The sequence below is a fragment of the Microcoleus sp. BROC3 genome (assembly GCF_036702515.1).
In the GTDB taxonomy this organism is placed as follows: Bacteria; Cyanobacteriota; Cyanobacteriia; order Cyanobacteriales; family Microcoleaceae; genus Microcoleus.
Map to the genome: position 1 here is coordinate 75,566 of NZ_JAUBTQ010000009.1, position 25,863 is coordinate 101,428.

General features: G+C 45.4%; 17 protein-coding genes and 1 tRNA gene. 14 read left to right on the forward strand and 4 right to left on the reverse strand.

The genetic code is table 11. The features are described 5' to 3' along the window. Nucleotides 1-66: 66 nt before the first annotated feature. From QUB30_RS08060 to cheB, 9 genes are all read left to right on the forward strand, one after another. On the forward strand, nt 67-1,389 hold the full coding sequence (locus QUB30_RS08060) for a four-carbon acid sugar kinase family protein (protein ID WP_333331622.1): 1,323 nt from the start codon (nt 67-69) through the stop codon (nt 1,387-1,389). Nucleotides 1,390-1,816: 427 nt separating this feature from the next. After that, nucleotides 1,817-2,968, forward strand: a complete 1,152-nt coding sequence (gene ldpA / locus QUB30_RS08065; RefSeq protein WP_333331625.1) for a circadian clock protein LdpA — start codon at nt 1,817-1,819, stop codon at nt 2,966-2,968. Between the two features lie 117 nt (nt 2,969-3,085). Further along, a complete protein-coding gene (locus QUB30_RS08070) occupies nt 3,086-4,852 on the forward strand; it encodes a R3H domain-containing nucleic acid-binding protein (protein ID WP_333331628.1) in 1,767 nt (588 codons plus the stop codon). A gap of 333 nt (nt 4,853-5,185) precedes the next feature. Further along, nucleotides 5,186-6,853 carry a CheR family methyltransferase gene (locus tag QUB30_RS08075; protein WP_333331631.1) on the forward strand — a complete coding sequence of 556 codons (1,668 nt, stop codon included), beginning with the start codon at nt 5,186-5,188 and terminating at the stop codon, nt 6,851-6,853. 287 nt (nt 6,854-7,140) lie between these two features. Beyond that, on the forward strand, nt 7,141-8,259 hold the full coding sequence (locus QUB30_RS08080) for a chemotaxis protein CheW (protein WP_333331634.1): 1,119 nt from the start codon (nt 7,141-7,143) through the stop codon (nt 8,257-8,259). A 530-nt stretch (nt 8,260-8,789) separates the two neighbouring features. Continuing rightward, nucleotides 8,790-10,250 carry a methyl-accepting chemotaxis protein gene (locus tag QUB30_RS08085; protein ID WP_333331637.1) on the forward strand — a complete coding sequence of 487 codons (1,461 nt, stop codon included), beginning with the start codon at nt 8,790-8,792 and terminating at the stop codon, nt 10,248-10,250. 213 nt (nt 10,251-10,463) lie between these two features. Beyond that, nucleotides 10,464-12,176 (forward strand): methyl-accepting chemotaxis protein, encoded by a 1,713-nt coding sequence (locus QUB30_RS08090; protein ID WP_333331641.1) that lies wholly within the window; start codon nt 10,464-10,466, stop codon nt 12,174-12,176. 116 nt (nt 12,177-12,292) lie between these two features. Then, the gene (locus tag QUB30_RS08095) at nt 12,293-14,785 is read left to right on the forward strand and encodes a hybrid sensor histidine kinase/response regulator (RefSeq protein WP_333331644.1); all 2,493 of its coding nucleotides are present in this window, start codon (nt 12,293-12,295) and stop codon (nt 14,783-14,785) included. 135 nt (nt 14,786-14,920) lie between these two features. Beyond that, nucleotides 14,921-16,009 (forward strand): chemotaxis-specific protein-glutamate methyltransferase CheB, encoded by a 1,089-nt coding sequence (gene cheB / locus QUB30_RS08100; RefSeq protein WP_333331647.1) that lies wholly within the window; start codon nt 14,921-14,923, stop codon nt 16,007-16,009. Nucleotides 16,010-16,223: 214 nt separating this feature from the next. Here cheB and QUB30_RS08105 read toward each other — a convergent pair whose 3' ends face one another. Continuing rightward, nucleotides 16,224-16,613, reverse strand: a complete 390-nt coding sequence (locus QUB30_RS08105) for a response regulator (protein WP_333331650.1) — start codon at nt 16,611-16,613, stop codon at nt 16,224-16,226. A 1,195-nt stretch (nt 16,614-17,808) separates the two neighbouring features. Between QUB30_RS08105 and QUB30_RS08110 the strand changes: the two genes are divergently transcribed. After that, a complete protein-coding gene (locus QUB30_RS08110) occupies nt 17,809-18,006 on the forward strand; it encodes a hypothetical protein (protein WP_333331653.1) in 198 nt (65 codons plus the stop codon). Between the two features lie 161 nt (nt 18,007-18,167). Beyond that, a tRNA-Gln gene (locus tag QUB30_RS08115) sits at nt 18,168-18,239 on the forward strand. A gap of 269 nt (nt 18,240-18,508) precedes the next feature. Here the strand turns inward: QUB30_RS08115 and QUB30_RS08120 are convergent. Beyond that, nucleotides 18,509-19,582 carry a serine hydrolase gene (locus tag QUB30_RS08120; protein WP_333331656.1) on the reverse strand — a complete coding sequence of 358 codons (1,074 nt, stop codon included), beginning with the start codon at nt 19,580-19,582 and terminating at the stop codon, nt 18,509-18,511. A gap of 605 nt (nt 19,583-20,187) precedes the next feature. On the opposite strand from QUB30_RS08120, the gene QUB30_RS08125 reads away from it, so the two are divergent. Then, nucleotides 20,188-21,294 (forward strand): N-acetylmuramoyl-L-alanine amidase-like domain-containing protein, encoded by a 1,107-nt coding sequence (locus QUB30_RS08125; RefSeq protein WP_333331659.1) that lies wholly within the window; start codon nt 20,188-20,190, stop codon nt 21,292-21,294. A 317-nt stretch (nt 21,295-21,611) separates the two neighbouring features. Here QUB30_RS08125 and QUB30_RS08130 read toward each other — a convergent pair whose 3' ends face one another. Both QUB30_RS08130 and QUB30_RS08135 read right to left on the reverse strand, forming a co-directional pair. Then, a complete protein-coding gene (locus QUB30_RS08130) occupies nt 21,612-22,937 on the reverse strand; it encodes a D-alanyl-D-alanine carboxypeptidase (protein WP_333331782.1) in 1,326 nt (441 codons plus the stop codon). A 479-nt stretch (nt 22,938-23,416) separates the two neighbouring features. Further along, complete coding sequence (locus tag QUB30_RS08135; protein ID WP_333331662.1) at nt 23,417-23,773, reverse strand: ribbon-helix-helix domain-containing protein; 357 nt, start codon at nt 23,771-23,773, stop codon at nt 23,417-23,419. A gap of 575 nt (nt 23,774-24,348) precedes the next feature. Here QUB30_RS08135 and QUB30_RS08140 point away from each other — a divergent pair. Next, entirely contained in the window at nt 24,349-24,864 is a 516-nt protein-coding gene (locus QUB30_RS08140; RefSeq protein ID WP_172189167.1) for an HNH endonuclease, read from the forward strand. A gap of 153 nt (nt 24,865-25,017) precedes the next feature. Continuing rightward, nucleotides 25,018-25,416, forward strand: a complete 399-nt coding sequence (locus tag QUB30_RS08145) for an alr0857 family protein (RefSeq protein ID WP_333331665.1) — start codon at nt 25,018-25,020, stop codon at nt 25,414-25,416. Nucleotides 25,417-25,863 lie beyond the last annotated feature (447 nt).

Below are 25,863 nucleotides of genomic sequence, written 5' to 3' on the forward strand. Positions count from 1 at the left end.
AAATTTTTTCCTGTTACGTAACAGGTAAGGATATCTTGGAAAGGTGACGTTAACAACCAGGTCAGTATGTCTTCTGTTAAACCCAAGATTATAGTTCTCGACGACGATCCGACTGGTTCTCAAACCGTGCACAGTTGCTTGCTGCTGACACGTTGGGACGAAGACACCCTGCGTTTGGGGCTGCGGGACAAGTGCCCGATTTTCTTCATCCTGACAAATACTCGATCGCTAACTCCCGAAAAAGCAGCCTCCGTCACCCGCGAAGTGTGCCAAAATCTAAAAAGGGCGATCGCCACCGAAAAAATCGAAGACTTCCTAATAGTTAGCCGTTCCGATTCTACCCTGCGCGGCCACTATCCCATCGAAACCGACGCGATCGCCGAAGAACTTGGCCCCTTCGACGCTCATTTTCTAATTCCCGCCTTTTTTGAGGGAGGCAGAATTACCCGCCACAGCGTACACTACCTAATAGTTAACAGTGTCCCGACACCAGTACACGAAACTGAATTTGCCAAAGATTCAGTCTTCGGGTACAGTCACAGTTACCTGCCAGACTATGTAGAAGAAAAAACCAAAGGTCGCATCCCCGCTGATGCAGTCGATCGCATTTTACTCGGAGACATTCGCTACGGAAGTTTAGATCGACTGATGGACATGACAGACAACCAATGTGCAGTTGTTGACGGCCAAAGCCAAGGCGATTTAGACACATTTGCCAAACACATTCTCAATGCAGTCAGTCAAGGCAAAAAGTTTTTATTCCGCAGTGCAGCAAGTATTTTAACATCCTTAGCTGACCTCGGCCCACAGCCAGTAGCAGCCGACGAAATGGCAAAATATGTGAGAGATGGCAAACCGGGTGCAGTAATAGTTGGTTCCCACGTTAAGAAAACTACGGAACAATTGGAACGCTTGTTAAAAGAACCCAATATAGTTAGCATTGAAATAGATGTATCTCATTTGCTAGAAGATTCACCAGAGTATCGCACCCAAATGCTCGATGAAATTCTCGAAAAAGTTCGCACTGCTCATGCAGATGGCAAAACGCCTGTAATTTATACCAGCCGCAAGGAACTCGAATTTGACAATGCAGAAATCAGGTTAAAATTTGGAGAGGCGGTTTCTGCTTTATTGATGGATATCGTGCGGGGACTGCCTGCAGATATCGGGTTTTTAATTAGCAAGGGCGGGATTACTTCTAATGATGTTTTGAGTACAGGTTTGTCGCTCAAAAGTGTCAGGCAAATCGGTCAAATTATTGCCGGTTGTTCGGTGGTGAAAACAGAGGCTAATCATCCTCTGTTTCCCAATTTGCCAGTTGTTTTGTTTCCGGGAAATGTGGGGGATAGCCATGCTTTGGCTACGGTTTACAAGCGGCTGAGCAAGTAGTATAGCTCGACCAATCGCAGATTAACCCAGATGAATTTAGCTTCTAGCCAGGGAGGATAATGTTCATCTGCGGTTGGTCGATGGGTTTCAATGCTCGATCGAACTTTATGGCAATGGCCACTGCACGGTCACTTCCAAAAAAAATCTCTAGTCTACTTTTTCCTTGCCTAATCGACCCAAGTATGATACGATAGAGAGTCTGTCCGTAACTAAAGCCGATCGCCCAACTTGAAAATTGCGTCATCGTTAGGCACTCTCAAAAAAATTAGATTTCTCAAAAATAGTTACCTCCGAACTCTACATATAGGGCCAACAGCACCAGAGCTACTGCTATCAGTAGCGTTTCCAGCTCGTATCAGCCTAAATTTTAAAATTAAGTAGAAATTTTCAGATAGTAATTTTCAGCTCAAAGGATTAGCATATAAGGGTGACAGAACATTATCATCCCCTAAACTCATTAAAAGATGGCCATTGGTTCAAGCTGATCTGTGGGGCGAGCTTTCAACACCTGCCTGCTGTACGGAATCTCACCTTGGCTTACACCTTAGCAGGCGCTGACTGTATCGATGTCGCGGCAGATCCCGCCGCCGTCGCCGCAGCGAAAGAAGCCCTACAAGTGGCCAGCGAATTACAGGCAAGAACTCAAAACCGCAGGTTTGGCGGCAAAGGGTTGCCGTTGCTGATGGTGAGTTTAAACGATGGGGAAGACCCGCATTTTCGCAAAGCCGAATTCAACCCAGCCGATTGTCCGGCGGACTGCTGGCGGCCGTGCGAAAAAATATGTCCAGCCGAAGCAATAGTTTTTCAGAGTGCTGGCAGTGGTTTTTCCGGGGTGATAGACCAGCAATGCTATGGCTGCGGTCGCTGTCTGCCGATTTGTCCGAGCCAACTGATTTACACTCGTTCTTACGTGTCTGCTCCCGCCGCGATCGCACCTTTAATCTTGCAATCCGGTGCCGACGCCCTAGAAATCCACACGCAAGTAGGCAGAGAGGCAGATTTTGCGCGACTTTGGTCGAGCATAGCTCCCTGGGTCGCTCAACTCAAGGTAATAGCAATTAGTTGCCCCGATGGAGACGGTTTGATTGATTATTTGCGGACACTCTATCAAATAATTTCCCCCCTTTCTTGTCCCCTAATTTGGCAAACGGACGGTAGGCCAATGAGCGGAGATATCGGAACAGGAACGACTAGAGCCGCGGTCAAACTCGGTCAAAAAGTTTTGGCTGCCCAGTTGCCGGGATACGTGCAACTTGCAGGCGGCACTAATGCTCACACTGTCAGCAAGCTGAGAGCCGAAGGACTGATCGGGGAGCATGGGAAAAATTTGTCAATTCCTGATGCCCCAAAAATTGCAGGTATAGCTTACGGCAGCTATGCCAGGGTTTTGCTATCGCCAATTTTAGAACAATTAGAAACAATGCAGACCGATCGAGCCTATGCCGTTCCGGTGGCAGTCGCGCGGTCAGCAGCCGAAGTTCAAACATCTCGGCTACCTCAGCTCGAAGCCGTCCCAGAACTTCTCTCGGAGGCCGTGAGTTTAGCTTGTTCTCTAGTTTCCCAGCTCAAAGAATTTTAGTCATTGGGCATTGGGAATTGGGCATTGGGAATTGGGCATTGGTACTAATGACTAATGACTAATGACTAATGACTAATGACTAAAAAGTTGAAAACGTCACCGAACACATCGAGGCGAATGCAGATTACAGACGACCTCAACAGATTATTAGACATCGTGCCAGATGAGATCCGGCAGCCCTTAGAGCAGCACCCGCAGCGCAACAATCTCATTGAGATTGTCATGGATTTGGGCCGCCAACCAGAAGCTCGTTTTCCATCCTTGGCCGAACCTCTTTCCCAAACGCCAGTTTCCAAGGCAGACCTCAACTATTGCATCGAACGAGTCGGCCACTTCGGCGGCGACAATCGAGCCGGTATCGAGCAAACCCTGCACCGAATTAGCGCCCTTCGCAACCGCAGCGGCGAGATTATCGGCTTGACTTTGAGGGTTGGCCGCGCTGTGTTCGGGACGATCGGCATTATCCGCGATTTAGTGGAAACCGGTCAGTCAATTTTGATGCTCGGCCGCCCCGGTGTTGGCAAAACCACGGCCCTGCGGGAAATTGCCCGCGTGCTCGCCGATGACTTGGAAAAACGGGTGGTAATCATCGACACCTCCAACGAAATTGCCGGAGATGGAGATATTCCCCACCCAGCGATCGGCAGAGCTCGCAGAATGCAAGTTTCCCGTCCCGAACTCCAGCACCAAGTCATGATCGAAGCAGTGGAAAACCATATGCCGCAAGTGATCGTGATTGACGAAATTGGCACGGAGCTCGAAGCTTTGGCGGCTCGGACGATCGCCGAAAGGGGCGTGCAGTTGGTCGGTACCGCCCACGGGAACCGGATCGAAAACTTGATGAAAAACCCGACTCTGGCAGATTTAATTGGGGGCATCCAAGCGGTGACGCTGGGAGATGACGAAGCAAGACGGCGCGGTTCTCAAAAGACGGTTTTGGAGCGCAAAGCACCGCCAACTTTTGAAATTGCCATCGAAATGCTGGAACGCCAGCGCTGGGTAATACACGAGCGAGTTGCAGATGCGATCGACACTTTGCTGCGGGGACGCGAACCGCACCAGCAAATCAGAAGCGTCAGCGAGACTGGAGAAATAATTATCGAGCAGGAGTCAGCCGCTCCCCCCGCTCGGTTTCCGGGGATGGCAGCTTCCAGCGGCCCGGCTGCGGTATCGGCAATCCGGCCCGTCACACCGATCTCAGGGTGGCGGAGTGCTGGCAAAATGGTGCCGATGCCGGCTCCCAGCGAGAACTTTGCTGCTAAAAGCGCGCCGGTTTCTGAGACTCGGTATTTCGAGCAACTGCTCGAAGAATCCCTGTCCGTCGAACCGGTACCCAAGGCCGGACGCTATTCCCATAATGTCGGCCCTAACGGCGAAGATTTGCCCCTCCACGTTTATCCTTACGGCATACCTCGCCACCAGCTCGAACAGGTGATTTCGACGCTGAACCTGCCGGTACTGCTGACGAAGGATATTGAGAGCGCTGACGTGGTTGTGGCTTTGCGATCGAACGTTCGGAACCAGTCGAAATTGAGGCACTTGGCCAAAACTCGCCAAGTTCCCGTGCACACAATTAAGGCCGCCACTATTCCCCACGTAGCCAGAGCTTTGCGGCGCCTGTTGGACATGGATGACCCGGGCACCCCGGAAGTGGCAGACCTCGCCTTATTCGCCCGCAGCGGTTCTTCTGACGAGCTCGAAGCTCTGGAAGAAACGCGCTTAGCAGTCGAGCAAATTGTCATTCCGAAGGGACAGCCGGTGGAACTCCTGCCCCGTTCTCCCAACGTCCGCAAAATGCAGCACGAACTTGTGGAACACTATCACCTGAAATCCCACAGTTTTGGGGAAGAACCCAATCGCCGCCTGCGCATTTATCCAGCTTAAAGTTGGAGATTAGTGCCTTTGAAGGCAGAAGGTAGAAGGCAAACGGTCGAATTTTTTCCTGGCTTATGTTTTCTACCTTTGGCCTTTAATATCATGTCGGCTAAATTCACGATAATTTTTTTTGTCGGGGGATTCACGCCCGATTTGTTAATAGGGGCAGCAGCTAAGCGTCTACTCGCCCCGACCCGAATCTTGGCGTCGATCGACCGGACATGATATTATTTGTGTTGGTATCTTTTTTGTGAGTGCGATCGGCTCCAATGCTTAGCTAATTCGCCATTACCAATCCTCCAAGATAGCAGGTTATACCTCAACCCATTTACCCGAGCTGATATGAATGATTCACAAATTCAGCTATTTATTCAATTAATTACGGCGCGCACAGGTTTACAAATTCGCCCGCAAGATCGATCGGCTTTCTCTCAAAAACTTTTGACTCGGATGAAAGCTGTAAAAATAGCCTTTCCCGATAATTATTATCAACTGTTAGCCGCTCCCAGTCTCGAAAGTCAAAGCGAATGGCGCGAACTCACCCTGCTGCTGACAACCAACGAAAGTTATTTCATGCGGGACAAAGGACAGTTTTCGCTTCTGGAAAAAGTTATTTTTCCAGAATTGATCGAACGCAAAATAAAATTGCATGAGACATTGGGAATTCAGCCAACACTGCGAATCTGGAGTGCCGGCTGCTCGACTGGGGAAGAACCTTATTCTTTAGTTATTATTTTAAAACAGCTAATTTCTGATTGGGAAAAATGGAAAATTTTAGTTTTAGGTACTGATATCAATCAAGAAGCAATAGATAAAGCGCAGCGGGGAATTTACAGCCATTGGTCGTTTCGCTTAGTTGACCCGGAGCTGCAAAGGCGGTACTTCGATCCGCGAAAAATTGAGTGGGAAATCGACCGAAAGTTGCGCCAATTTGTCAGCTTTAGCTGTGTAAATTTAGTGACAGATAATTTTCCTAATATCTACACAGATATTTATAACATGGATTTGATTTTGTGCAGAAATGTTTTTGTTTATTTTGAAGCTAAGTATATTTCACAGGTATTGAAAAAGTTTGCCAAGACGCTGAGACCGGGAGGATATTTAATGACCGGTCACGCTGAAGTTCACAGTCACGTAAGGAACGAGTTTCAACCAAAGGTTTTCCCGGAGTCGGTTGTTTATCAAGCCAAGAATTTCCTAGAAGAGGGACAAGGTAAAATAGAGTCTTCGATTGCACCAGCATCCAAAGCCAAATCGGCGTTTGAGGAATCGGGAAAGGGAGGGGATGTTGGCGGCGACAGCCGTCAGTTGCTACCGGGAGAAAGGGTGCCAGCTAGTTTTGATAACGGCAATTTTGCAGGTACTGGTCTGGGAAAGATGCTGCAAACTCGCTATGTCGAGGGCGATATGGTGAGCAACAAAGAGTCTGATTTATCTTCAACGCCCGCAGCAAAAAAAGCCGCTCGCCAAACCCCTCAGATGCTGATTTTAGAGGCAAAAACTTGTTTTAAAAATCAAGCTTATGCTGAGGCAATTAATCTAGCAAAACAGGCGCTCGACCTGCAAGGTAACAATTTTGATGCAGATTATTTGCTGGCTCAAATTTATGCAAATTTAGCTAAGTATTCTCAGGCGATAGAACACTGCCAGCGAGCTAGCAAAGTAGATGCTATGTCAGTATTTCCCTATTATTTGCAAGCTCAGATTGCTGAAGAACAAGGCGACTTGGAAACAGCTAAAAGTTTTTTGAAAAAAACTATTTATATTTGCCCGTCTTTTGTTTCAGCCTATCTCGAACTCGGGAATATATACAATCAAGAAGGTAAGCTAAATATAGCTATAAAAATGTACAACTCATCTTGCGATATTCTCAAAAAATTACCGCCCCATACTCCGATCGAACAGCAGGGAAAAAGAACCGCGAGTCAAGTATTGATGGATGTAAAAAAAAATTGTAAAATTGTACAGCCCACAAAATTGACGCGCCGGGAGATGCTAATACCATTTTAAATTTTAAATGTTAGATTACAGAAGTGGGAATGACTGATGAATCGGGGTTTAGATTGCGGGCCGAGAGTAGCATTCTTTTTTTCAACTGGTATAAAAACCCGGTTTCTTTGTAAGTGTCTGGCTGCCAAACCCAATACAGCAGATTTTAATCGGATGAAATACTGTAGGAAGCGGAACTGCCGTTTCCTATCCGATATCTTTAATTTACTCAACTGAAAACCGCTATATTGTCGTAGAAACCAATTTTTTTTTTCGCAAGTCCTATTAGATAAAGTGTCAGGGTAAATATGGAAACTAAGCCGTATCTTATATTTAAACAGAACGGTTTGCTCTGCGGTGTAGAAGTCGGCTGCGTGCGGGAAATTTTCTTTCTGCCGGAACTGAAACCCATCGCTGAAGCCCCTCAAGATATTGTCGGGGCGATCGATCTCAGGGGCAGAATTCTGCCCGTGATGGATTTGAATCTGCGTTTTGGGTACGTTTGGCAGGAGTATTCTGTAACAGATAGTACGATCGTCATAGAATGGCAAGAATTTCGAGTTGGCATCATTGTCAATGAAGTTAGCGAAGTGAAGTATATCCCCCCAGAGGCAATAACTCCGCAGCTATCTTACGGGCGAGACAAGGCAGAGGCACCGCATCATTTTTTAGCGGGATTTGCCCGCTGTGAAGCCGACATTATCATGCTGCTGAATCTCGATCGTTTAATTCGATATTCTCCAGACACAACAGAGGCAGAAATGCCAGTTTCAGCAGGCGGTGCAAACCATTCGGCGGCAGCAGGCAAGCTAGAAGTCGAAAATTTGCAGTTAGAAATAGATCCAAAATTGTTAGCGGAAAATGCTAAAGTTTTACGCAAGCCTCACGTTTTTTGTCCGAATGCTACGCTGGAAGAAAAGGCACTTTTTAGAGAGCGAGCTCACAATTTGAGGCTATTGGGCGATCGCGAAAATTCGGCTGCCATTAATATCTCACTGGCGGTGGTTGTTTTGAACGGCGAATACTTTGGTATTAATCTAGGGGTAGTGCGCGAATTTACTGACATTCGCCAAGTAACTCCGATTCCTTGCACTCCCGATCGCATTATTGGAAATATGAATTTGCGGGGCGAGATTCTGACGCTAGTCGATATTCGGAATGTTTTAAATATGTCGGCGGATACAAAATCTCTCTCTAAGGCGATCGTGGTTGAAATTGAAGATTTGGTCGTCGGTATAATTGTGGACGAAATCTTAGATATTATATATTTGAATGTGGCAGATATTGCGACTATTCCGGCTGCACTAAATTCTGCTAACCGCGAATATCTTAGGGGTACCGCTTTTTACGAAAAAAAAATCATCGCTGTTCTCAACTTGCATAAACTGCTGACAAAAGGGGGAGTTGTTGTTGATGAGGAGGTTTGAAGAAAGATGTTATACCAAATCTGCTTTTAAACTTACCCCCCGAGTACCAATGTTAGAAACCCCGCTCTAGCAATCCTAAATAATTTGTGAAATGGGTGTAAGGGCAATCTCCGGTAATTGCCGCTCTGGATTTGGGTTAGACACAGGGAAGTAGCCTGACAAAGGGTTCACAGTTCATAGAGGATTGCTACAGTCATCAGTCCTTGCCAATTCTTTAATCTCAAATCTAAAATCTCAAATCTAAAATCGTATTAGACATTGCTGAGAATGCTGCAAGATATGAGTTTAAAACGATATTTTTACGGGAGACTCAGGGTCGCGCCTGCACCAACCATGTCCGCGCCACCCCACACTAAAGAAAAGAGGGTAATAGAACAGAATTTGCTATGATACTATTTTCTACTGTCACTGCACGGGAGCGATCGCAGAAGTTGCCGATTAATTTCAGTGGCCAACGCGGGAGTCCCAACGACTATCCCAGCGTCACAACCTTACTAAGGGAAACCCTATCTTAAATTACAGAAAAAAAGATGTTTGCTCAACTTACAAAATTAAACATTAGAAACAAGATGCTGCTCGGATATCTAGCACCAGCAGCTATATACTTAGGGTTGCCCGTAGTAGTTCTCAGTACAACCAGTCAGGTGTTTAACACTTTCCAAGAAGCGGAAAGGGTAGAAGATGTACTGGGAGAAACAAGTAATATTTCCGTAGGTGCCGAGCAAATGGTACGGGGGATGCGCGGGTATTTACTGAATAAAAATCAGCAGTTTTTAACTGATTTTAGAACAGGTGCAGAGTTGGCTCGCCAGTCGGCGAGTAATGTAGAGCCGATAGTTAAAAATCCCGAACAGAGAATTCGTTTGCAGAGGATGATGGAGCTAGTCAACCAATATTATGATGGTTCTAACGAAATAGTTCGCTTATTTCAGCAAAATCAGAAAGCGGAAGCCCTAGCTATATTTAATACAGGTAAGTACACAAAGTTTGTGAATGAATTTGTGGAAGTGAACCGGGAATTTCGGGACACAGAATTAAAGATGATTAAGCGAGAAACGCAAACCACGAAGGCAGCTTTAAGCTTTTTGGTATCGACCCTGGTGATTGGTTCGGTGGTATTAGTGCTGTTGGGTGCGAGTGTTGCTTGGGTGATTTCCTCAGGAATTGCTGGAACGATCGATCGCGCAATTAGTTCGATCGCCGCTTCTTCCGCCCAGATTGCAGCAACAGTGGAAGAACAGGAACGCATGGCAAGCCAGCAAGCAGCTTCAGTCAATCAAACTACTACGACAATGGACGAATTGGGCGCATCTTCTAGGGCGACTTCACAGCAGATAGAAACTGCCGCCTCTCAAGCAATGCAAGCTTTAACTTTAGCTGGTGGCGGTACAAAAGCTGTCGAACAAACTTTAGAAGCAATGGCAACACTAAAAACGAAAGTGCAGGATATGCAAGGGCAAATTATGCAATTGAGCGAGCAAACCGATCGCATTGGCAATATATCAACTGTAGTTAGCGATTTGGCAAATCAAACTAATATGTTAGCGCTAAATGCTGCGGTGGAAGCAGTGCGGGCGGGCGAACACGGCAAGGGGTTCGGCGTTGTGGCGTCAGAAATTCGCAAACTGGCCGATCGAAGTAAAAAATCGGCAGCGCAAATTAATCTTTTAGTTGCTGATATTCAGAGGGCGATTAACTCAACAGTAATGGTGACAGATGAAGGAACTAAAACTGTGGAGTATGGCGTAAATATTGCATCAGAAACCGCAGCAGCCTTTGCCGGAGTTGCTGATGCAATTAACAACGTAGTTTTGAGCTCTCAGCAAATTTCGCTGAATGCCAAACAGCAAGCGATCGCTATCGAACAAGTGGTAGAAGCTATGAACTCTCTCAACCAAGCCGCGGCACAAACAGCTTGCGGTATAACTCAAACTAAAGTCGGAACTCAAAGATTGAATGAAGCTGCTTTAGATTTAAAAGCAGTTGTTTAGAAAAATTATAAGTAATAAGAGTTAAAAAAATCCCATTTAGGGCTGCGCTCCCAACTCCGATACTCATCAGTCATTCCCAGTTCTAAAAAATAAAATCTAAAATGGTAGGATTTATCCGTTATGATAAAAAAGTATAAAAATTTTTCTTTAAGACTTAAAGCGATTGTTTTTGCGCTCGCTCTCAGTACAATCCCACTGCTATTGACAGGAGCGATGACTTATTTATTTGCCAGAGAGCACCTCACTAACTACGTAATTAAATACCAAGAATCACGGGCTATCTCTACAGCAAATGAAGTCAGCTACTTTATTTTTGAACGCTACCTAGACATTAAGGAACTAGCTAATTTAAGTATACTAAACGACCCCAGAGTTAGCAGAACAACACCAACCAGTCAAAAACAAGCTCTGTTAGATAAATATGTAAAACAAGGGGAAGGCTACGACAGTATTGCAGTCGCCGATCTCCAGGGGAATACTATTTTGCAATCAAGCGGAGAAGAAATTACAGATCTCGGCAAGCGCGAGTATTTTCAGGAAGTAATTAAAACCAATAGTCCTACACTTGTACAGCCAAGAAAGTCATTTATTAATGGAAAATACGCTTTTTTTGCTGCTGCGCCGATTGTCGATATCAATACAGGAAAAACTATCGCAGTCATCAGAACTCGCACCCCTACAACTTATTTAGAGCAGAGTTTTCAGGAAAACCAAGAGGAATTAACCCGAGACTCGGAGGAATTAAAACAAGAGGAATACCATTTGATTGATGGCAATGGTAAGTTTTTCTCCGCAACAGAAACTCAGCAGGTGAGCAGAGATGCACGGTCAGACTTTGCTGTTTTTGCCAAAATGCAAGCCAACAGAAAAATTAACAGTGCCATAGATATCGATCGCATTGATGGAGCTAAGCAACTGATTACTTACGCTCCTATTGAAACCTTAAAAAATATGCCCGAATTGGGTTGGAGCGTGATTATTGCCAACGATACAAAAAATGTATTTGCTCCGCAAAAACAGTTGCTGTATGCTCTGATTGCAGGAGTGGGAATGACGGCTGCTATTGTTAGCGCGATCGCCATTTTTTTGGCTAGTCGAACTACTCGCTCGGTTAATGAAATTGTCCGGGCGATCGCCTCTTCTTCCTCGCAAATTGCTGTCACCGTCGAACAGCAGGAACGCATCGCCAGCCAACAACTATATGCGGTCGATCGAACTGCTACTACAATAGAGGAATTGGGCGAATCAAGCAAAGCTTGTGCTTCGCAAGCCGAAGCGGCCGCTTTCGGTGCCGCACAAGCCCTGAAACTCACAGCAGGAGGCAGTCAAGCAGTAGACAATACCTTGAAAGAAATGGCAACTTTGACTGAAAATGTAACAGCAATTCAAAAGCAAATTTTGCGTTTGAGCGAGCAAACCGATCGCATTGGCAATATCTCCAGTTTAGTCAGCGATTTAGCAAACCAAACAAATATGCTCGCCCTCAATGCTGCTGTCGAAGCAGTGAGAGCAGGTGAAAGCGGCAAAGGATTTGCTGTTGTTGCCAGCGAGATTCGCAAATTAGCCGATCAAAGCAAGGAATCTGCTAGCAAGATTAATGCTTTAGTTGCAGACATCCAGAAAGCGATTAGTTTGACAGAAACGGTGATGGATAATGGAACAAAAACTGTCAAAAATGGAGTGAAAATTGCCCGAAAAACTGCTGACGCATTTGCTGGGGTAGCTGAGTCGATAGATCGCATTGTTTTAAACAGCAAACAAATTTCTTTTACGGCTAGAAATCAGGTGACCGCCATTCAGGCTGTAGTTGAATCCGTCAACTCTCTTAACCTCGCCGCTCAGGAGACTGCCACCGGCATTTCTCAAGTCAAACTCGGCATTTCTCAACTCAACCAAGCAGCCCAAAATTTAAAATCAGTAGTTTAGTCGTCTTGAATGAATTTCGGCAACGGATCTAACTGATTTAATAAATGTAACAGATAACAAGAAGAATTACCATTACCCATTACCCATTACCACTTACCGATTACCCAAAGATACATATGATTGAAGATGAAGAACTCCGAAATGCCTTTAAAATTGCTAGTGAAGAACACTTGCAGAAACTCGACGAGGGATTGCTGTACTTGGAACAACATCCGGGGGACTCAGCTAAGTTAGAAGAATTGCTGCGGGAAACCCATTCTCTTAAAGGTGATGCTGGGATGCTCGACGTAAAAAATGTAGCATCTTTAGCTCATCAAATAGAGCATATTTTGGGAGGTGTAAAGCGCGGAGAAACTCAACTAAATCCAGACATTAGCGATCGACTTTCGCAAGGTTTTGACGCCATCCGCAAACTCGTTGACGAAGCCGTCACGGGTGAAGATTCTGGTATCAATACATTTTACGTACTCGCTAGCATGATGGGTGCTTCTAACAAACCGCAGCCAGCCGCCCCGACAGCAGAGCCAGAATATTCAAAAGTCCCAGAAAAAAGTTTAGTAAAAACGGAATTTACTGCTTCGGAAACGCTCGTATTAGAAACAAATAGTCAAAATTATTCCGCCGCTAATTTAGATAATAACTACTCTTTTTCGACGGTCCAATCCGAGCAAGAATTGTTGCTGCAAGCTCAAAACTTGCCTGCCGTTTCTGAAGCAGATGCTCCATCTGCTTCCCCCCCCACAATTAGCAGTTCTTCTAGTTCGTCTTATCGCATCGAAACAATTCGCGTTGCCACCCAAAACTTAGACGATTTAATGACTCAAACAGGGGAACTTACTGTTACCAAAACTCGGCTATTACACCGACTTGCCGATCTGGAAAAACTTACAACATTGTGGGAAAGTTGGAGCCGAGAATCTTTTATAAATCGCTTGGTTTTTCATGAGATAGAAAGTGAGAAAAATGGGTCTCAAAAAAAATCGACGAGCTTAATGCAGTTACAGGATTATTACCAGCGTACAGAAGAACGTTTAGAACGTTTGGGAACTCTAGTAAATCACTTCAAAGATCGAGTTTATGAAGATACTGCCAGACTCGAATTAATTGCCGAGGAATTAGAATCAGGAATTCGCACTCTCAGACTGCTGCCTTTGTCTACTATTTTTAATCTATTTCCCCGAGCGGTTAGAGAGTTGGCTAAGCGGGAAGGAAAAGAAGTTGAATTAGTCATGGAAGGTGCGAACACTAGAGCTGACAAACGCATTTTAGAAGAAATGAAAGATCCTTTGATGCACATGATTCGGAATGCGATCGACCACGGCATCGAGACAGTCGCCGAACGCGAAAAGCTCGGCAAACCTCCAACCGCTACTCTCCGCATTAAAGGCTACCATACTGCTAACAATATTATCATTGAAGTTGCTGATGATGGTCGGGGGCTGAATCTTGTTCGCATTAAACAAACTGCGGTCAAACGCAATATCTGCACGCCGGAAGAACTCGATGCCATGACAGAAAGCCAAATTAAATCGCTGATTTTTGCTCCTGGTTTTTCAACCCGAACATTTGTTACTGAAGTCTCTGGTCGGGGCGTGGGTTTAGATGTAGTTCGGACTAATGTAGAAGCACTAAAAGGCAGCATTCAAGTTGAATCTATATCAGGAAAAGGATGCACTTTTCGGCTACAACTCAGTACGTCGCTAGCTACTGCTAATGTATTAATTGTAGCGGTTGAAGGTATTAGTTATGCCCTGCCGATTGAGTTTGTTGAAATGGCAAAACAGGTTGCTTATTCTGATATTTTTGCTCTCGAAGGTCAGGCAACTATACTTTCTGATGGTCAGGCGCTATCAGTTGCTTATTTGGCAGATTTACTAGAATTAAAGAAGAGAGAATGGCTGCCTAAAAATGAGAAGTGGAGACAGGACAATTGGCAAGAATTAAACAGGGAAACAGAGGCAGAGTCCCGGACATCAAATTCTCCCAAAATGTCTTGTATTGTTTTGAAAGTGGGGGAGGAAAGATTGGGATTATTTATAGATGCTTTGATTGACGAACAGGATGTGGTGATTAAACCTCAAAGTCAACTGCTGAAACGAGTGCGAAATGTTTCAGGTGCAACGATTCTCGGGACGGGGGAAGTTTGTATGGTAATCAATCCCCACGATTTGATAAAATCTGTGCGTAAGCAAGTTTTATCGCCTGGGGTTTCAGGTGCGCGATCGCCCGTTGAGACGGTCAGCCAAAAACAAGTTATACTTTTAGCAGAAGATTCGATCGCTACCCGCACTCAAGAAAAGCGCATCCTCGAAGGTGCAGGTTATGAAGTGGTGACAGCAGTAGACGGATTGGATGCTTTGAATAAATTAAAAACGCGCTATTTTGATGCTCTTATTTCTGACGTACAAATGCCCAATTTGGACGGCTTGGGATTGACTGTTAAAATTCGCCAACAAAAAGAATACAGTGAGTTACCGATCATTTTAGTGACATCTTTGGCGTCAGATGAAGATAGAAAAAGAGGGGCTGATGCTGGGGCTAATGCTTATATTCCTAAAGGTACTTTTAATCAAGATATATTGCTCGAAACCTTGAAAAGGCTAGTTTAATTGTGGCAGCAGAAGGGGAAGGCAATAATGAATTAGGATCGCTTACCAATTACCACTGACAAATTCTCAATTACCAATTACCAATTAACAATTCCTATCTTCCCATTACCAATTGCGAATTACCTGAAAAAACTGATGTTGCTGCCCATTAAAGTATTGTTAGTAGAAGATTCCCCAGTAGTTACAATCGTTCTCAAGCGCATTTTTGATGCTTCGTCAGAAATCGAAGTTGTAGGAACCGCTTGCAATGGGTTAGAAGCACTAGAATTAATCCCAAAACTTCAGCCGGAAGTCATCTGTACAGATTTGAACATGGCACAAATGAACGGGATAGAATTCACGCAGGAAGTGATGAAGAAATACCCGCGACCGATTTTAATAATTAGTGCTTCAGTACAAGCAAACGATACTCAAAATGTATTTCAACTTCTGAAAGCAGGTGCATTAGATGTTTTTCCTAAACCAATTGGCGGGTTGGCGTCAGATTACGATCGCCTCGCGAATGAATTAATCGCTAAAGTTAAAGTTTTGTCTGGAGTTAAAGTATTTACGCGGCATCAAAAGCTGGGAGGAATCGAAACAAGCGATCGCCTTATCAAAAAAAATAATCAACTGCCAATGCACAATTACCAATTAGCCAGGGAAAATCTCAACTCTCAAACTATTAAGTTATTGGCTATCGGCGCGTCAACAGGCGGCCCGCAAGCCCTGCACTCGATTATCTCGCAGTTTCCAGCTAATTTGCCAGTGCCGGTCATTTGCATCCAGCACATCAGCGAAGGATTTTTGCAGGGATTGGTTGACTGGTTGGCTTTTGAATCTAAACTGCCGGTGAAAATAGCAGTTTTGGGGGAATTGCCGCAACCTGGTATTGTTTATTTCCCGCCGGAAAAACGTCATTTAGAATTGGATTCCCAAGGGCGATTTATTTATTCTGAAGCCGATCCTGGCGGGGGACATTGCCCCTCAGTAACGGTAACATTTAAGTCAGTTGCTAATTTTTACGGTCGGGCGGCGGCCGGAGTTTTACTAACCGGAATGGGTCGAGACGGTGCTGAGGGTATGCTGGCGATCGCCAAACTGGGCGGTTTGACAATTGCTCAAGATGAAGCTACTTGCGTTGTTTTTGGAATGCCCAAGGAGGCGATCGCCCTCGGTGCCGCCCAACACGTTGTAGCCCTCAGCGCGATCGCTTCTCTACTGTTGGCGAAATTAAAAGTTTAAGGTTTAGGCGAAATATAGCGGTTTCCAGTTGAATCAGGTACAGGTAATACCATTTTAGATTTTAGACTTTAGATTTTAGATTTGGCATGATGGAAAAATGCTATAATTTTGAGTTATGAACTAGCAGAAACCGGGTTGCTATATTGCAATAGTTTTGTTCCGCAATCTGCCTGAAATCATCAACCCGGTTTCTTTGATGTAGCGCGGGTAACTGTTATGATTTGAGAGTGATAAACTTACCAATTACTTCGCGTAACTTTTCAGCATCAAACGGCTTTGTTAAATACTCTGTCGCTCCCGCCAAACGCCCCTGTACTTTATCAAAGGCTCCATCTCGCGCTGTCAGCATCACGATCGGCAAATTCTGAAATTGAGGCAAGCTTCGCACCGTGCGGCAGAGTTCCAATCCATCAATACCAGGCATCGAAACATCGAGTAACAAAACCGAAATTTGTTCGTGATAAATCGTTGACAAAGCATCCACTGCATTGTCTGTCACTAAAACTCGAAACTCTTTGCTTAAAGCCTGTTTTACAAGTCCTTGCATCACGACGCTATCATCAACTGCCAAAATAGTTGGTACTTGACTGCTACTTGCAGACATATTCTTCTCCCGCTATATTTAATAGTTCTTGAAAATAGAAAACATAATTGCCGCTGTCAATTTTTGAGAATTGCCTCTGCGAAATAAATGCCAACCCCGTTGGAGCGTTACTAGAAACCTCACCCCGGTATTTTTGAGTTCAAACTCCAAAAAAGGGATTGCCAGAGAGGTAGATTGGCGATTACAACACTTGCAAAATGTGCATCCCAACCCAGAAACCCTCGAAGGTCGAGTTTGACCAAGTATTTTTACACAGTTTAACATTTTGGCAATCTTTTATAGTTCATGTCCTAAATTTAGTTGAGCCTCAGCCTGCGGCACCGCCCGCTAAAGGACATTGGTATTGTGGCACAAACCAATTATTTTAATCTACCAGCAAGCAAGTTACCCATGATTAGACAAGTCTGTTAAGATACTATTAAACTTATTAAAAAATTCTATGTAAGCTATCGGCTAAACAGGCACTCAGTGCTTGACAACCAGCACATTCGGTCAGAGATATGCCCTGCTATGGCACAATGCGCCCCTGTTACTCGGGTCACGACACCAAAAAGTGCGTTCGGTGCTTTTTACTCTGTCCCTCAACTTTAAACATCTGTATTTAGCTGTATCGAAGTGAGTTGAGCATTACAAGCCTGGATAAAATTGACTGCAAAAAAAATCACCTGAGAAATCAGAGTCCGAGAAATCTCCAAAATCAAACGCCCTACCCGAAAGCGGGTCATCAAAGAAGTATTGACACGCTATATCCTGTAATGCCAGCAGGTATGCCAGAAAGAATTACCACTTACTTTTGGGGCGCAACAGGTGTTTTTTTGTATTCTTAGTGCGATGAGTGTGAGGGTGAGTTACTGATGAGAGGCGTAGCCCATCTATTTATCAAAGGTGCTTCCTCCCGACCGAGGCTCTTAGATTTAGCCCGCCTCTGGTATTCAAAAGCATAGTCAACAGGAATGATAATTTATACACCTCGGACGGGCAGATGCTGGGAGCGCTGTGTATCATAGATTCCGTGCCGAGAGAATTGACAAAAAAAACGATAAATGGTATTGAAACTTTAACTCGGCAAGTTGCGAGTTTGGTGAAGCTGCGCTGGCAATTAGTCAAAGCCCAGAAAGAGGCAGCCGCTTGAAGTCAAACGGGCAGATACCGGGCATTGAGATAATTAAGACTGCGGCGAGTTGCCGAAGGTAGAGTGCTATCCCCGACACCTCAACCAAATATTGATGAATATTTTGGGGAATGCGATCGACTCTTAGGAAAATCAGCCCGCACCCAAGACGATCGACATCTCGACGGCGGGGGTGGCCACAGACTCGGAGGCTTGTCTATCAACTACCAGATTGTCGTGGACAAACACGGAGCAAGCTGGAACTGTATCTCAGAACCCTGACAGGGAAAGGAGTTCGGGATCGCTCTCCCGCTGGCTCGACCCGCTCTTGTCAAAGAATCAACCTGCGGGCGATCGCTTTCAAAAAGATTTTTTAAATTTTATTGTCAAAATGCTTGACAGATTGCTGTGTTTGAATGTTAAGATAGTGAAGGTTAAGACGTTGGGGCGTCGCCAAGTGGTAAGGCAGCGGGTTTTGGTCCCGCCATTCAGAGGTTCGAATCCTTTCGCCCCAGTTAAATTGTTTCCGGTCAATCAATTATCTAACTGATTGTTTTTAGTCCGTGCTTTGCAGACAAGAGAGGACGGACTTCCTAACTACACATCCAATTAGGGCTTGCTTACAGGATATAACAAACCGGGTTTTTTGCTGCCGGCTTGGTCTAAAACCCTATATTTTTGATCCAGAAACCGGTTTATTTGGTCGCCAGTGCTGATTTTTGGCAGAAACCGGTTTTTTTGCGTCAGTCCTCATATAAAAAGAGTGAACTCGCCCTACTCAATATCACTGCAAACTGCTGGGGCCGCGAGCGTTTAGCCGATCGAAAACGTATCGAGAAATTGCTGGAAATGCTGTTTCGTCCTTGGCATAAGCCGGAGCGTCTGCGAAAACGACTAAGATATAAATCGCGCGATCGTCTAAAGTTCTGACAAATGCCGCTTCGCTGCGGGATTTGGAAGTATAGCCCACTTTGGAACCAAAATAAATATTAGTTGGTAAAGATTCGCCGAGAAATCCTTGTATCGAATTGCTAGGGTCATTTTTCCATGCCTTGGGGTCTAAATCTCTGGTCAGCAAGTAAGCCATTTTGCGGCTGGCGACGCTAGAAACCGCTTGCCTAGTATAGATTTCATATATTAATCTGGCGGCTTGGTCGGTAGTTACTTGATTGCGAATCGGCTGGGAAGCATCGCCCCGCAATTGCAAGTCGCGACCGATTGGACCTTCTTGCCTCAAATAGTATATGGGATAATTTTTGGTGCTTATACGAAGATCGTTGTAGCCTGCAGACTGGAAAAATGTGTTAATTTGAGTGCGCTTTTTCAGCCAGGTTTGCAATTCTTCTCCTGCGAGCCGTCCGCCGGATTTTGTATCTGTGATTTTGTCTAAAAGCCTGCTGGCAGCATCGTTGTTGGAGATGCGAATCATTTGCTCCAGGTCGTTTTTAAAGGCAGATTCTCTTTGCGTAATGAGGCCTTTTTCGATGGCTGAGTAAAACGCTGCCATCCAAAATAATTTGGCAACGCTAGCGGGAAATCGGAGAGTTTGATTTTGATATCCGGCGAAGGTGTGAGTTTGGGAATTGCTGACATCAAATAAGGTAATTGATAGCTGTTCTGTGGGCAGTCCTTTACTGCTTGCAATCTTCACAGCTTCATCAACAATCCCTTGCAATTCTTGAGAGTAAACTGGATTGGGAGGTGTTTTGATGTTGTAGCTGAAGGTAGGCTCGCTTTGACGAGCGGCTAAATTTTCCGATGGTTCAATTGTCGGAGGCGAGAGTGTTTCTTGAGGCGAGATGGGCTGTTGAGCCAAGATGACTGGCGGTTCTGGGGGACGGCGAATTCTGAAGGGCATTGTGACCAGCCAAAAAAACGCGATCGCCCCGGCAATTAAACACAAAATGTTACGGTATTTTAGCCGAGAAAATTTCGTCCTCACTCGGCGACGAGACGGGACTGGGCCTTCGCTGCTTTGGCGACGGGGCCCGACTGGGCGCTGGCTGCTTTGGCGTCGGGATTGGATTATACCTCTTGCATGAATCTTTGCTCGATCGGTCAACCGCAGATACACGGCAGATGAACGCAGATTAACGGAGATAATTTCAAGAATTGAGAGCGACTTTTGTAACAAGTCTATTGGGCGTCGGGTCTGGATGGGGCCTCGGGACTTGACTGGACGCTCGCTGCTTTGGCGTCGGGACTTGACTGGACGCTCGCTGCTTTGGCGTCGGGGCTGGATTGGGCCTCGGGGCTGGATTGGGCGGCGTCGGCGTTCTACTTGCATTGTGTTGTGGTATCAAACTCGCACGATCAGTTTATAATAGGGCGGCATCTAAATGACAAGTGTGTCGATCGAGTGCGCTGTTGCCAATTTTATCGGTCTGCTAGGCTGATTGAGACTTCTAGTAATTGTAAAAATTTCAGGATAGCACTCAGTTGAAGCAAAATCCTTTGAAAAACATGAGAAATTTTTTGAGTCTGGCTGTTTTGGGATTTGCGATCGCCAGCGTGAATAATTCTTTGATACCTCATGTTTGGGTATTTCAGTCTCAACCTGCTGCTGGATCTGTTGTCGATCGACAAACAGCAGGACGCGGTGCAGATGTAGCGGCTTCCTTGACGGGAGAAAGCGAAAATCGGGAAGTAACAAACAAGCAAACTGTTTCCAGTTTCCCGAGTCTGTTTTGGGACTTCAACAATTTAGCGGACATTTCCTATTCCCAATTGCTGGAGGTGCTGGCGAGACGACCCGATTCAAATAATACGGAGAGAGAAACCGCTGCACAACCAGAAGACATAGCACGTTTTGAAAAGGTTGTACAGTATGCAAAACAACAAAATTTGCACGATCGCTCGATCGGAGAAATCGTCCAGGCGATCGCCGATAATTTCCTAGGAAAGCCCTACGCCGAGGGTTTGCTCGACAAATCCGGCGAAGAAAAGTTGATCGTAACTTTGAATAAATTTGATTGCGTTTTGTTTGTAGAAACCGTTTTGGCGATCGCCCGGGGCGTAGCAGTACAAGATTACGACTATCAAAATTTTGTAAATCGCATAGAAGAACAGCGGTATTTAAACGGTAAAATGAACGGTTATTGCAGCAGGTTGCACTATTTTTCCGAATGGATTAACGACAATCAAAAACGGCAAACAGTGGAAAATATCACCGCTGAATTGGGCGGAGTGCCCATGAATAAAACACTAAATTTCATGAGCCAGCACCGCAGCAGTTACCCGCAAATGGTCAAAGACGAAGCAACTTATCAGTGCATTGTCAGCCAAGAAGCAGACTTAGCCAAAACTACTGTTAATTACATCCCGACAAATCGGATAAAAAGTGTTTATTCTCAGTTAAAACCGGGGGATATTGTAGCGGTAGCCACGGAGATTAAAGGATTGGATGTCACCCACACGGGTTTAGTCTACCGCAATGCTGACGGCAATATGGGTTTAATTCACGCTTCGCCTGCTGGGGAGGTGACAGTTGCTTACGACTTGCACAGATATATTAGGAGAGTCGAAAGTGCGATCGGGATTGTGGTAGCGAGGGCGAAAACCCCTAATTAAATTAGTTTGTACTCCTCGGGTGCATCAGCTTGCATTATTTTAGCTGAAAATTTAAAATTTCTGTGCTGACCAGGAATTTCTTGATGGTACCCGCCACGTGATTTATCCGTGGAATCAATCCAAAATCGAAAATCGAAAATCCTCAAGCCCCCGGATTTATCCGTGGGGTCGCCTCTAAAATCTAAAATCTAAAATCTAAAATCGATTGACGCACCCTACAAACTAAAGAAACCGGGTTTTTTGCCGAATTTGCGCGCTGCAACCAAGTTTTTTTGTAAAAAAACCCGGTTTCTGGGTTCCCATGCGTAAGCCTGAAATCAATTGACAATTTCGCTGCGAGATACCTTACTACTTCTAGTAGGATTTGGCGTTAATTCGGGCGGCGAAACTTGAACACTTCCCCACTCATTCAAAAAGCTTTTCAGCAAAATCTCTTGCTGAGTGCGAAATGTCTCGACATTTGCCCCGCGATTCATAATCACAAACCACACAGTTTCTTGTTTTTGAGTTGGTAACGCTCCGCCTAAAGCGCTAACATTATCCAACGTGCCAGATTTGACTACTGCTAATTTGGGAAGCGCCCGTTCTGCCAGTATTCCTCGATCTTTCCCAACTACAGTTAAGACATCAGCAACTGTCATGCTGTAAGGTTCAAGATAGCGTTCTAAAGCCATAAACAACGCGCAAGCAGCCCGGGGAGAAATGAGATTTTCTTCGCTCAATCCAGAACCGTTGACGAGTTTAATTTCTGCGGGAGGAACTCCGGTTGCTGCTGCTGCTTTTTGCGCGACTGTTTTAGCGCCGCCGACAGTATCAGCTAGCATATCTGCCATGAGATTGTTGCTGTACTGATTCATTTTTTTTATCAGTTCGGCGAGGGGTAAAGAATAATGTTTTACTAAAGGCTGGACGCCGTTGGAAGATGCTGGCAAAACTTTTACAGTACCCTCAATTGCTATTTGGGGTTTTGGCGTATTTGGAGGCAGTGTTTGATACTGGGCCGCAGCTTCGCTGGACCAGATTTCACTGTTCAATCCTTGTTTGAGCAATTCTCCCGATTTGAGGGGGTCAAGTTCAAAGTTCATGTAAAATTTATCGGCAATTATCAAATTACCAGTGACTCGCTTGATCCCTTTTTGATTTAAAGCGTTACCGAGGGCGATCGCCTCTTCCCAAACAAACAACGGATCGGCGCTTCCCTGAACAATTAAATCGCCTTTTAATACGCCGTTTTCTATTTTTCCAGTTGTACCAATTAAGGTGATAAATTGATGTTCCGGCCCGAATTGTTGCAGCGCTACAAGAGATGTTGCTACTTTGGTAATAGAAGCGGCTGACAGAGGAACAGTACCTTGATGATTGGCTAACAAAGTATTGCCAGATTGTATCCAGATCCCCTGGTCTTCTTTGGCAAAACCTTGTGCTGTCAACCCGTTGAGATATTGCTGGATTTTGGTATTTGTGGGGGTTTCGGGATTGTTAGCAGAGACTGTTAAGGGCTGACTTGGTTTAACCGGCGGCGGGGAAGATTCAGCTACAGGAGAGGGAGATGCAAGTTGGGGCGATTCAGTAGCTGCGCATCCGGCAATAATTGTGAGAAGGGCGATCGAACTTACAGCAGTCAAGTAGGGGTTTTTCAGCATTACCTTAATTTTTTTCATCAAATTTACGATCGTCTGTTCGGCACGCCCGATGGAAAGTTTAGCATTAGCCCGCGCGTTTTGGAGCATCCGCATCTGCGTTACCACAATTGCGAACCGCTAACATTAGCTATCTTCTTCTCCATCTTTCTTCGTGCTCTTCGCGTCTTCGTGGTTCGTTCAATAGATATTGTTTAAATACTGCGGGATTTTATACCAATAGCCCGGACTGTTTTTAGTTCGTAGTCTGAAAGCATCAATTTTTCGTTGGTAGCTCGACTGCCGAATCGCCTTGAAACCCTTTTTCTACGGTTGGCAATCAAAAACTGTCCGAAGTATTTTTATACCAGTTCCCAAAAATAATGCAACTCTAGACCAGCGATCCAAACCCTTATCTTATAACCCATTCCCAAATCTAAAATCTAAAATCTAAAATAGTACGATCTTCAGCGCCTGGGGTGAAGGCCCCAGGCCGATCGCTCTTACAAATTGGGTAAACTGGTTAATCCCGCCATACTCCCGATACTCAGCGGCACCATTTCGCCGTGCATTGTCAGGCCTAATAACATCGGCCCGCCCGGTCGAATCAACTCTCCTGTAAGGGCGCAGCGTTCCTCCTGCTGTGCTGTGGCATTAATGCTGGCTCGAATATCCGATCGAGAAAACATCTGGCGATACTCTCCAGACTTCTGCTGCACGTAATTCCAGAGCAAATCTCGAATCAAAGCTTGATAGCCTTGATTGCCCGCGAGTTCTTTGAGTCTCTCCTTGAGCTCTCTTTCTAGTCGAATGCTGGTGACTTCCATTTCGGTGGTTGAGGTTCTAGGTAGGGTATGCATAATTTTTCTCCGTGACGGGTGGACATATGTGTAATATCAGTGTAGTATGTTTAAAGCTAGATTTAAAGGTCTCTTACCACTTTCTGCCGACTTTGAAATTTCTCCCCACTTACTCCACCTATCAACTGAAGTGCGATCGCCCCACGGGTCGCTCCGAGTCGTTACGACACGTCTTTAGCACGGGTTTTGCGACTGTTGCAGCGACTTCGTGGGCGGGCCAGGGCATAAATAAACACGGTTATAGTGGATTAGGACAAATTGCAGAAATTCATTACAACGAGGTAGACCGGCACGGTCTGCAAGTGGCACAGCCATATCGAGAGACGCGAAGCGGGAGGTACAGCTAAACTCACTGTACCAAGACAGGATGAAAATTTGCATGAACGCAGTTTTTCTAGCCCCCGCTTCTAAGTAAGAGAAGCGGGGGCATTTGATTTGATATTTGATAAATTCGATCGGCTTGGGGAACTGGCAAAAAATCAGATGTAGCCAATGCTGACGAAGCAACCAAAATTCAAAATTCAAAATCTAAAATCTAAAATCTAAAATCCAAAATTGACGAGGAGGAGCAAGCCGTGACCGTAGTAACTGATGTATTGAGGCAATCTGTGGTGGTATTTTCTCAGAATTACCTACCGATGAGCCGTGTCAACATCAAACGGGCGATCGTACTTTTGGTAACAGGCAAGGCTGAACCTCTGGATTTTAGCATTGGCAACGGCTGGCTGGTACGATCGCCCAGCAGCAGCATCCACGTACCCGAACAAATCCGCTTGACTTTTGGTAACAGGGAACGCCTGTGGAAAGTGCCCCCGGTCAATCGCCGGGAAGTTCTGCGCCGCGACGCTCATTCTTGCCAATACTGCGGTAGCAACCGGCATTTGACGCTGGATCACGTCATGCCTCGATCGAAGGGCGGCCCGCATACTTGGGACAACGTGGTGACTGCTTGCGAACGGTGCAACTCCCGTAAGGGCGATCGAACTCCCGTAGAAGCTGGAATGTCTCTGCGAACTAAGCCGAAGGCCCCCATACACCCCACTGTTGCTTTTGCAGAACTGTTTTGGCACGAATACCAAATTGGGGAATAGGGAATGGGAAGAATTTTAGATTTTAGATTTTAGATTTTAGATTGATGCGTAATTCTCATCTAAAATCTGCCCTAATTCCCAATTACCAATTCCCGATCGCCAATTTTCAATTACCAATTTTAAACTTTCAATTCCAAATTTAGGGCTGTCAATATGCTGAAGTTGACTTACACTGAAACGGGCTTTAACCTCGAGCGTTTGGCTCAATCTCCCGAACAGTTAGTGGCGCTGCGAGTTGTGCTGGCTATGCGAGTTGGTCAAAGCATCAGCGTCGAACCGAGCACTGCGGCATTTTTGCTGCCCGCGAATTTGCCAGCGCTGTCTCTGTTGGAATCTGAGGCCCGCCGAAACGACAACGATGCGATCGCCCTTTGTGTTGCTGATGCTGACTTTGTAGAAGTGACTCTGCGCGGTACGTGGATTTCTGGGGCGTCTGAGGAGGCTGACGGCGTGTTTGCGACTGTGTTGGGCGATCGGGCGGAGCTCTTGCTGCTCAAACTCTGGCTCGAAACTCTGGCTGCTGCGGAGGTTGTCGGGGAAATCGGCGATTAATATCGGATGTGGAAGGAACAGGGAACAAGGAAGAGGGAAGAAGCAAGAAGGAAATATTTTCGGCGTTGCATAATGGTGCTATAAATGGAGGTCAAACAGTCATGCAATGTCCTGAATGCTGTTCCAAACACATCCGTAATAACAGAAAGATGCGAGGTAAACACTCATCACATTTGTGTAGATTGCGATCGTCAGTTTGTGGATTTTGAAACAGCCCTCCAAGGATATTCCGATGAGTTCAAAGCTCGGTCGTCTGAAAATTGCGTTGCTGATTCACGGTATCAATCAACTTTTCGCTTGATGTTACAAAACTCCCCCTCAAGCAGGCCCATAGCAATTGGGAAATCTTGAATTCATACCTGTATTCAGCAACGCCAAATTAGGGCTTTTGGGGTGAAACCAATAGGTAAAGTATAGTGGAACTTTAAAGCTTACTATAGAAAACAT

Excerpts from the sequence above, each read along its gene's own strand:
- QUB30_RS08060 (WP_333331622.1), top strand. The coding sequence starts at position 67 with ATGTCTTCTGTTAAACCCAAGATTATAGTTCTCGACGACGATCCGACT.
- QUB30_RS08070 (WP_333331628.1), top strand. The coding sequence starts at position 3,086 with ATGCAGATTACAGACGACCTCAACAGATTATTAGACATCGTGCCAGAT.
- QUB30_RS08075 (WP_333331631.1), top strand. The coding sequence starts at position 5,186 with ATGAATGATTCACAAATTCAGCTATTTATTCAATTAATTACGGCGCGC.
- QUB30_RS08080 (WP_333331634.1), top strand. The coding sequence starts at position 7,141 with ATGGAAACTAAGCCGTATCTTATATTTAAACAGAACGGTTTGCTCTGC.
- QUB30_RS08085 (WP_333331637.1), top strand. The coding sequence starts at position 8,790 with ATGTTTGCTCAACTTACAAAATTAAACATTAGAAACAAGATGCTGCTC.
- QUB30_RS08090 (WP_333331641.1), top strand. The coding sequence starts at position 10,464 with ATGACTTATTTATTTGCCAGAGAGCACCTCACTAACTACGTAATTAAA.
- QUB30_RS08095 (WP_333331644.1), top strand. The coding sequence starts at position 12,293 with ATGATTGAAGATGAAGAACTCCGAAATGCCTTTAAAATTGCTAGTGAA.
- cheB (WP_333331647.1), top strand. The coding sequence starts at position 14,921 with ATGTTGCTGCCCATTAAAGTATTGTTAGTAGAAGATTCCCCAGTAGTT.
- QUB30_RS08105 (WP_333331650.1), bottom strand. The coding sequence starts at position 16,613 with ATGTCTGCAAGTAGCAGTCAAGTACCAACTATTTTGGCAGTTGATGAT.
- QUB30_RS08120 (WP_333331656.1), bottom strand. The coding sequence starts at position 19,582 with ATGCCCTTCAGAATTCGCCGTCCCCCAGAACCGCCAGTCATCTTGGCT.
- QUB30_RS08125 (WP_333331659.1), top strand. The coding sequence starts at position 20,188 with ATGAGAAATTTTTTGAGTCTGGCTGTTTTGGGATTTGCGATCGCCAGC.
- QUB30_RS08130 (WP_333331782.1), bottom strand. The coding sequence starts at position 22,937 with ATGCTGAAAAACCCCTACTTGACTGCTGTAAGTTCGATCGCCCTTCTC.
- QUB30_RS08135 (WP_333331662.1), bottom strand. The coding sequence starts at position 23,773 with ATGCATACCCTACCTAGAACCTCAACCACCGAAATGGAAGTCACCAGC.
- QUB30_RS08145 (WP_333331665.1), top strand. The coding sequence starts at position 25,018 with ATGCTGAAGTTGACTTACACTGAAACGGGCTTTAACCTCGAGCGTTTG.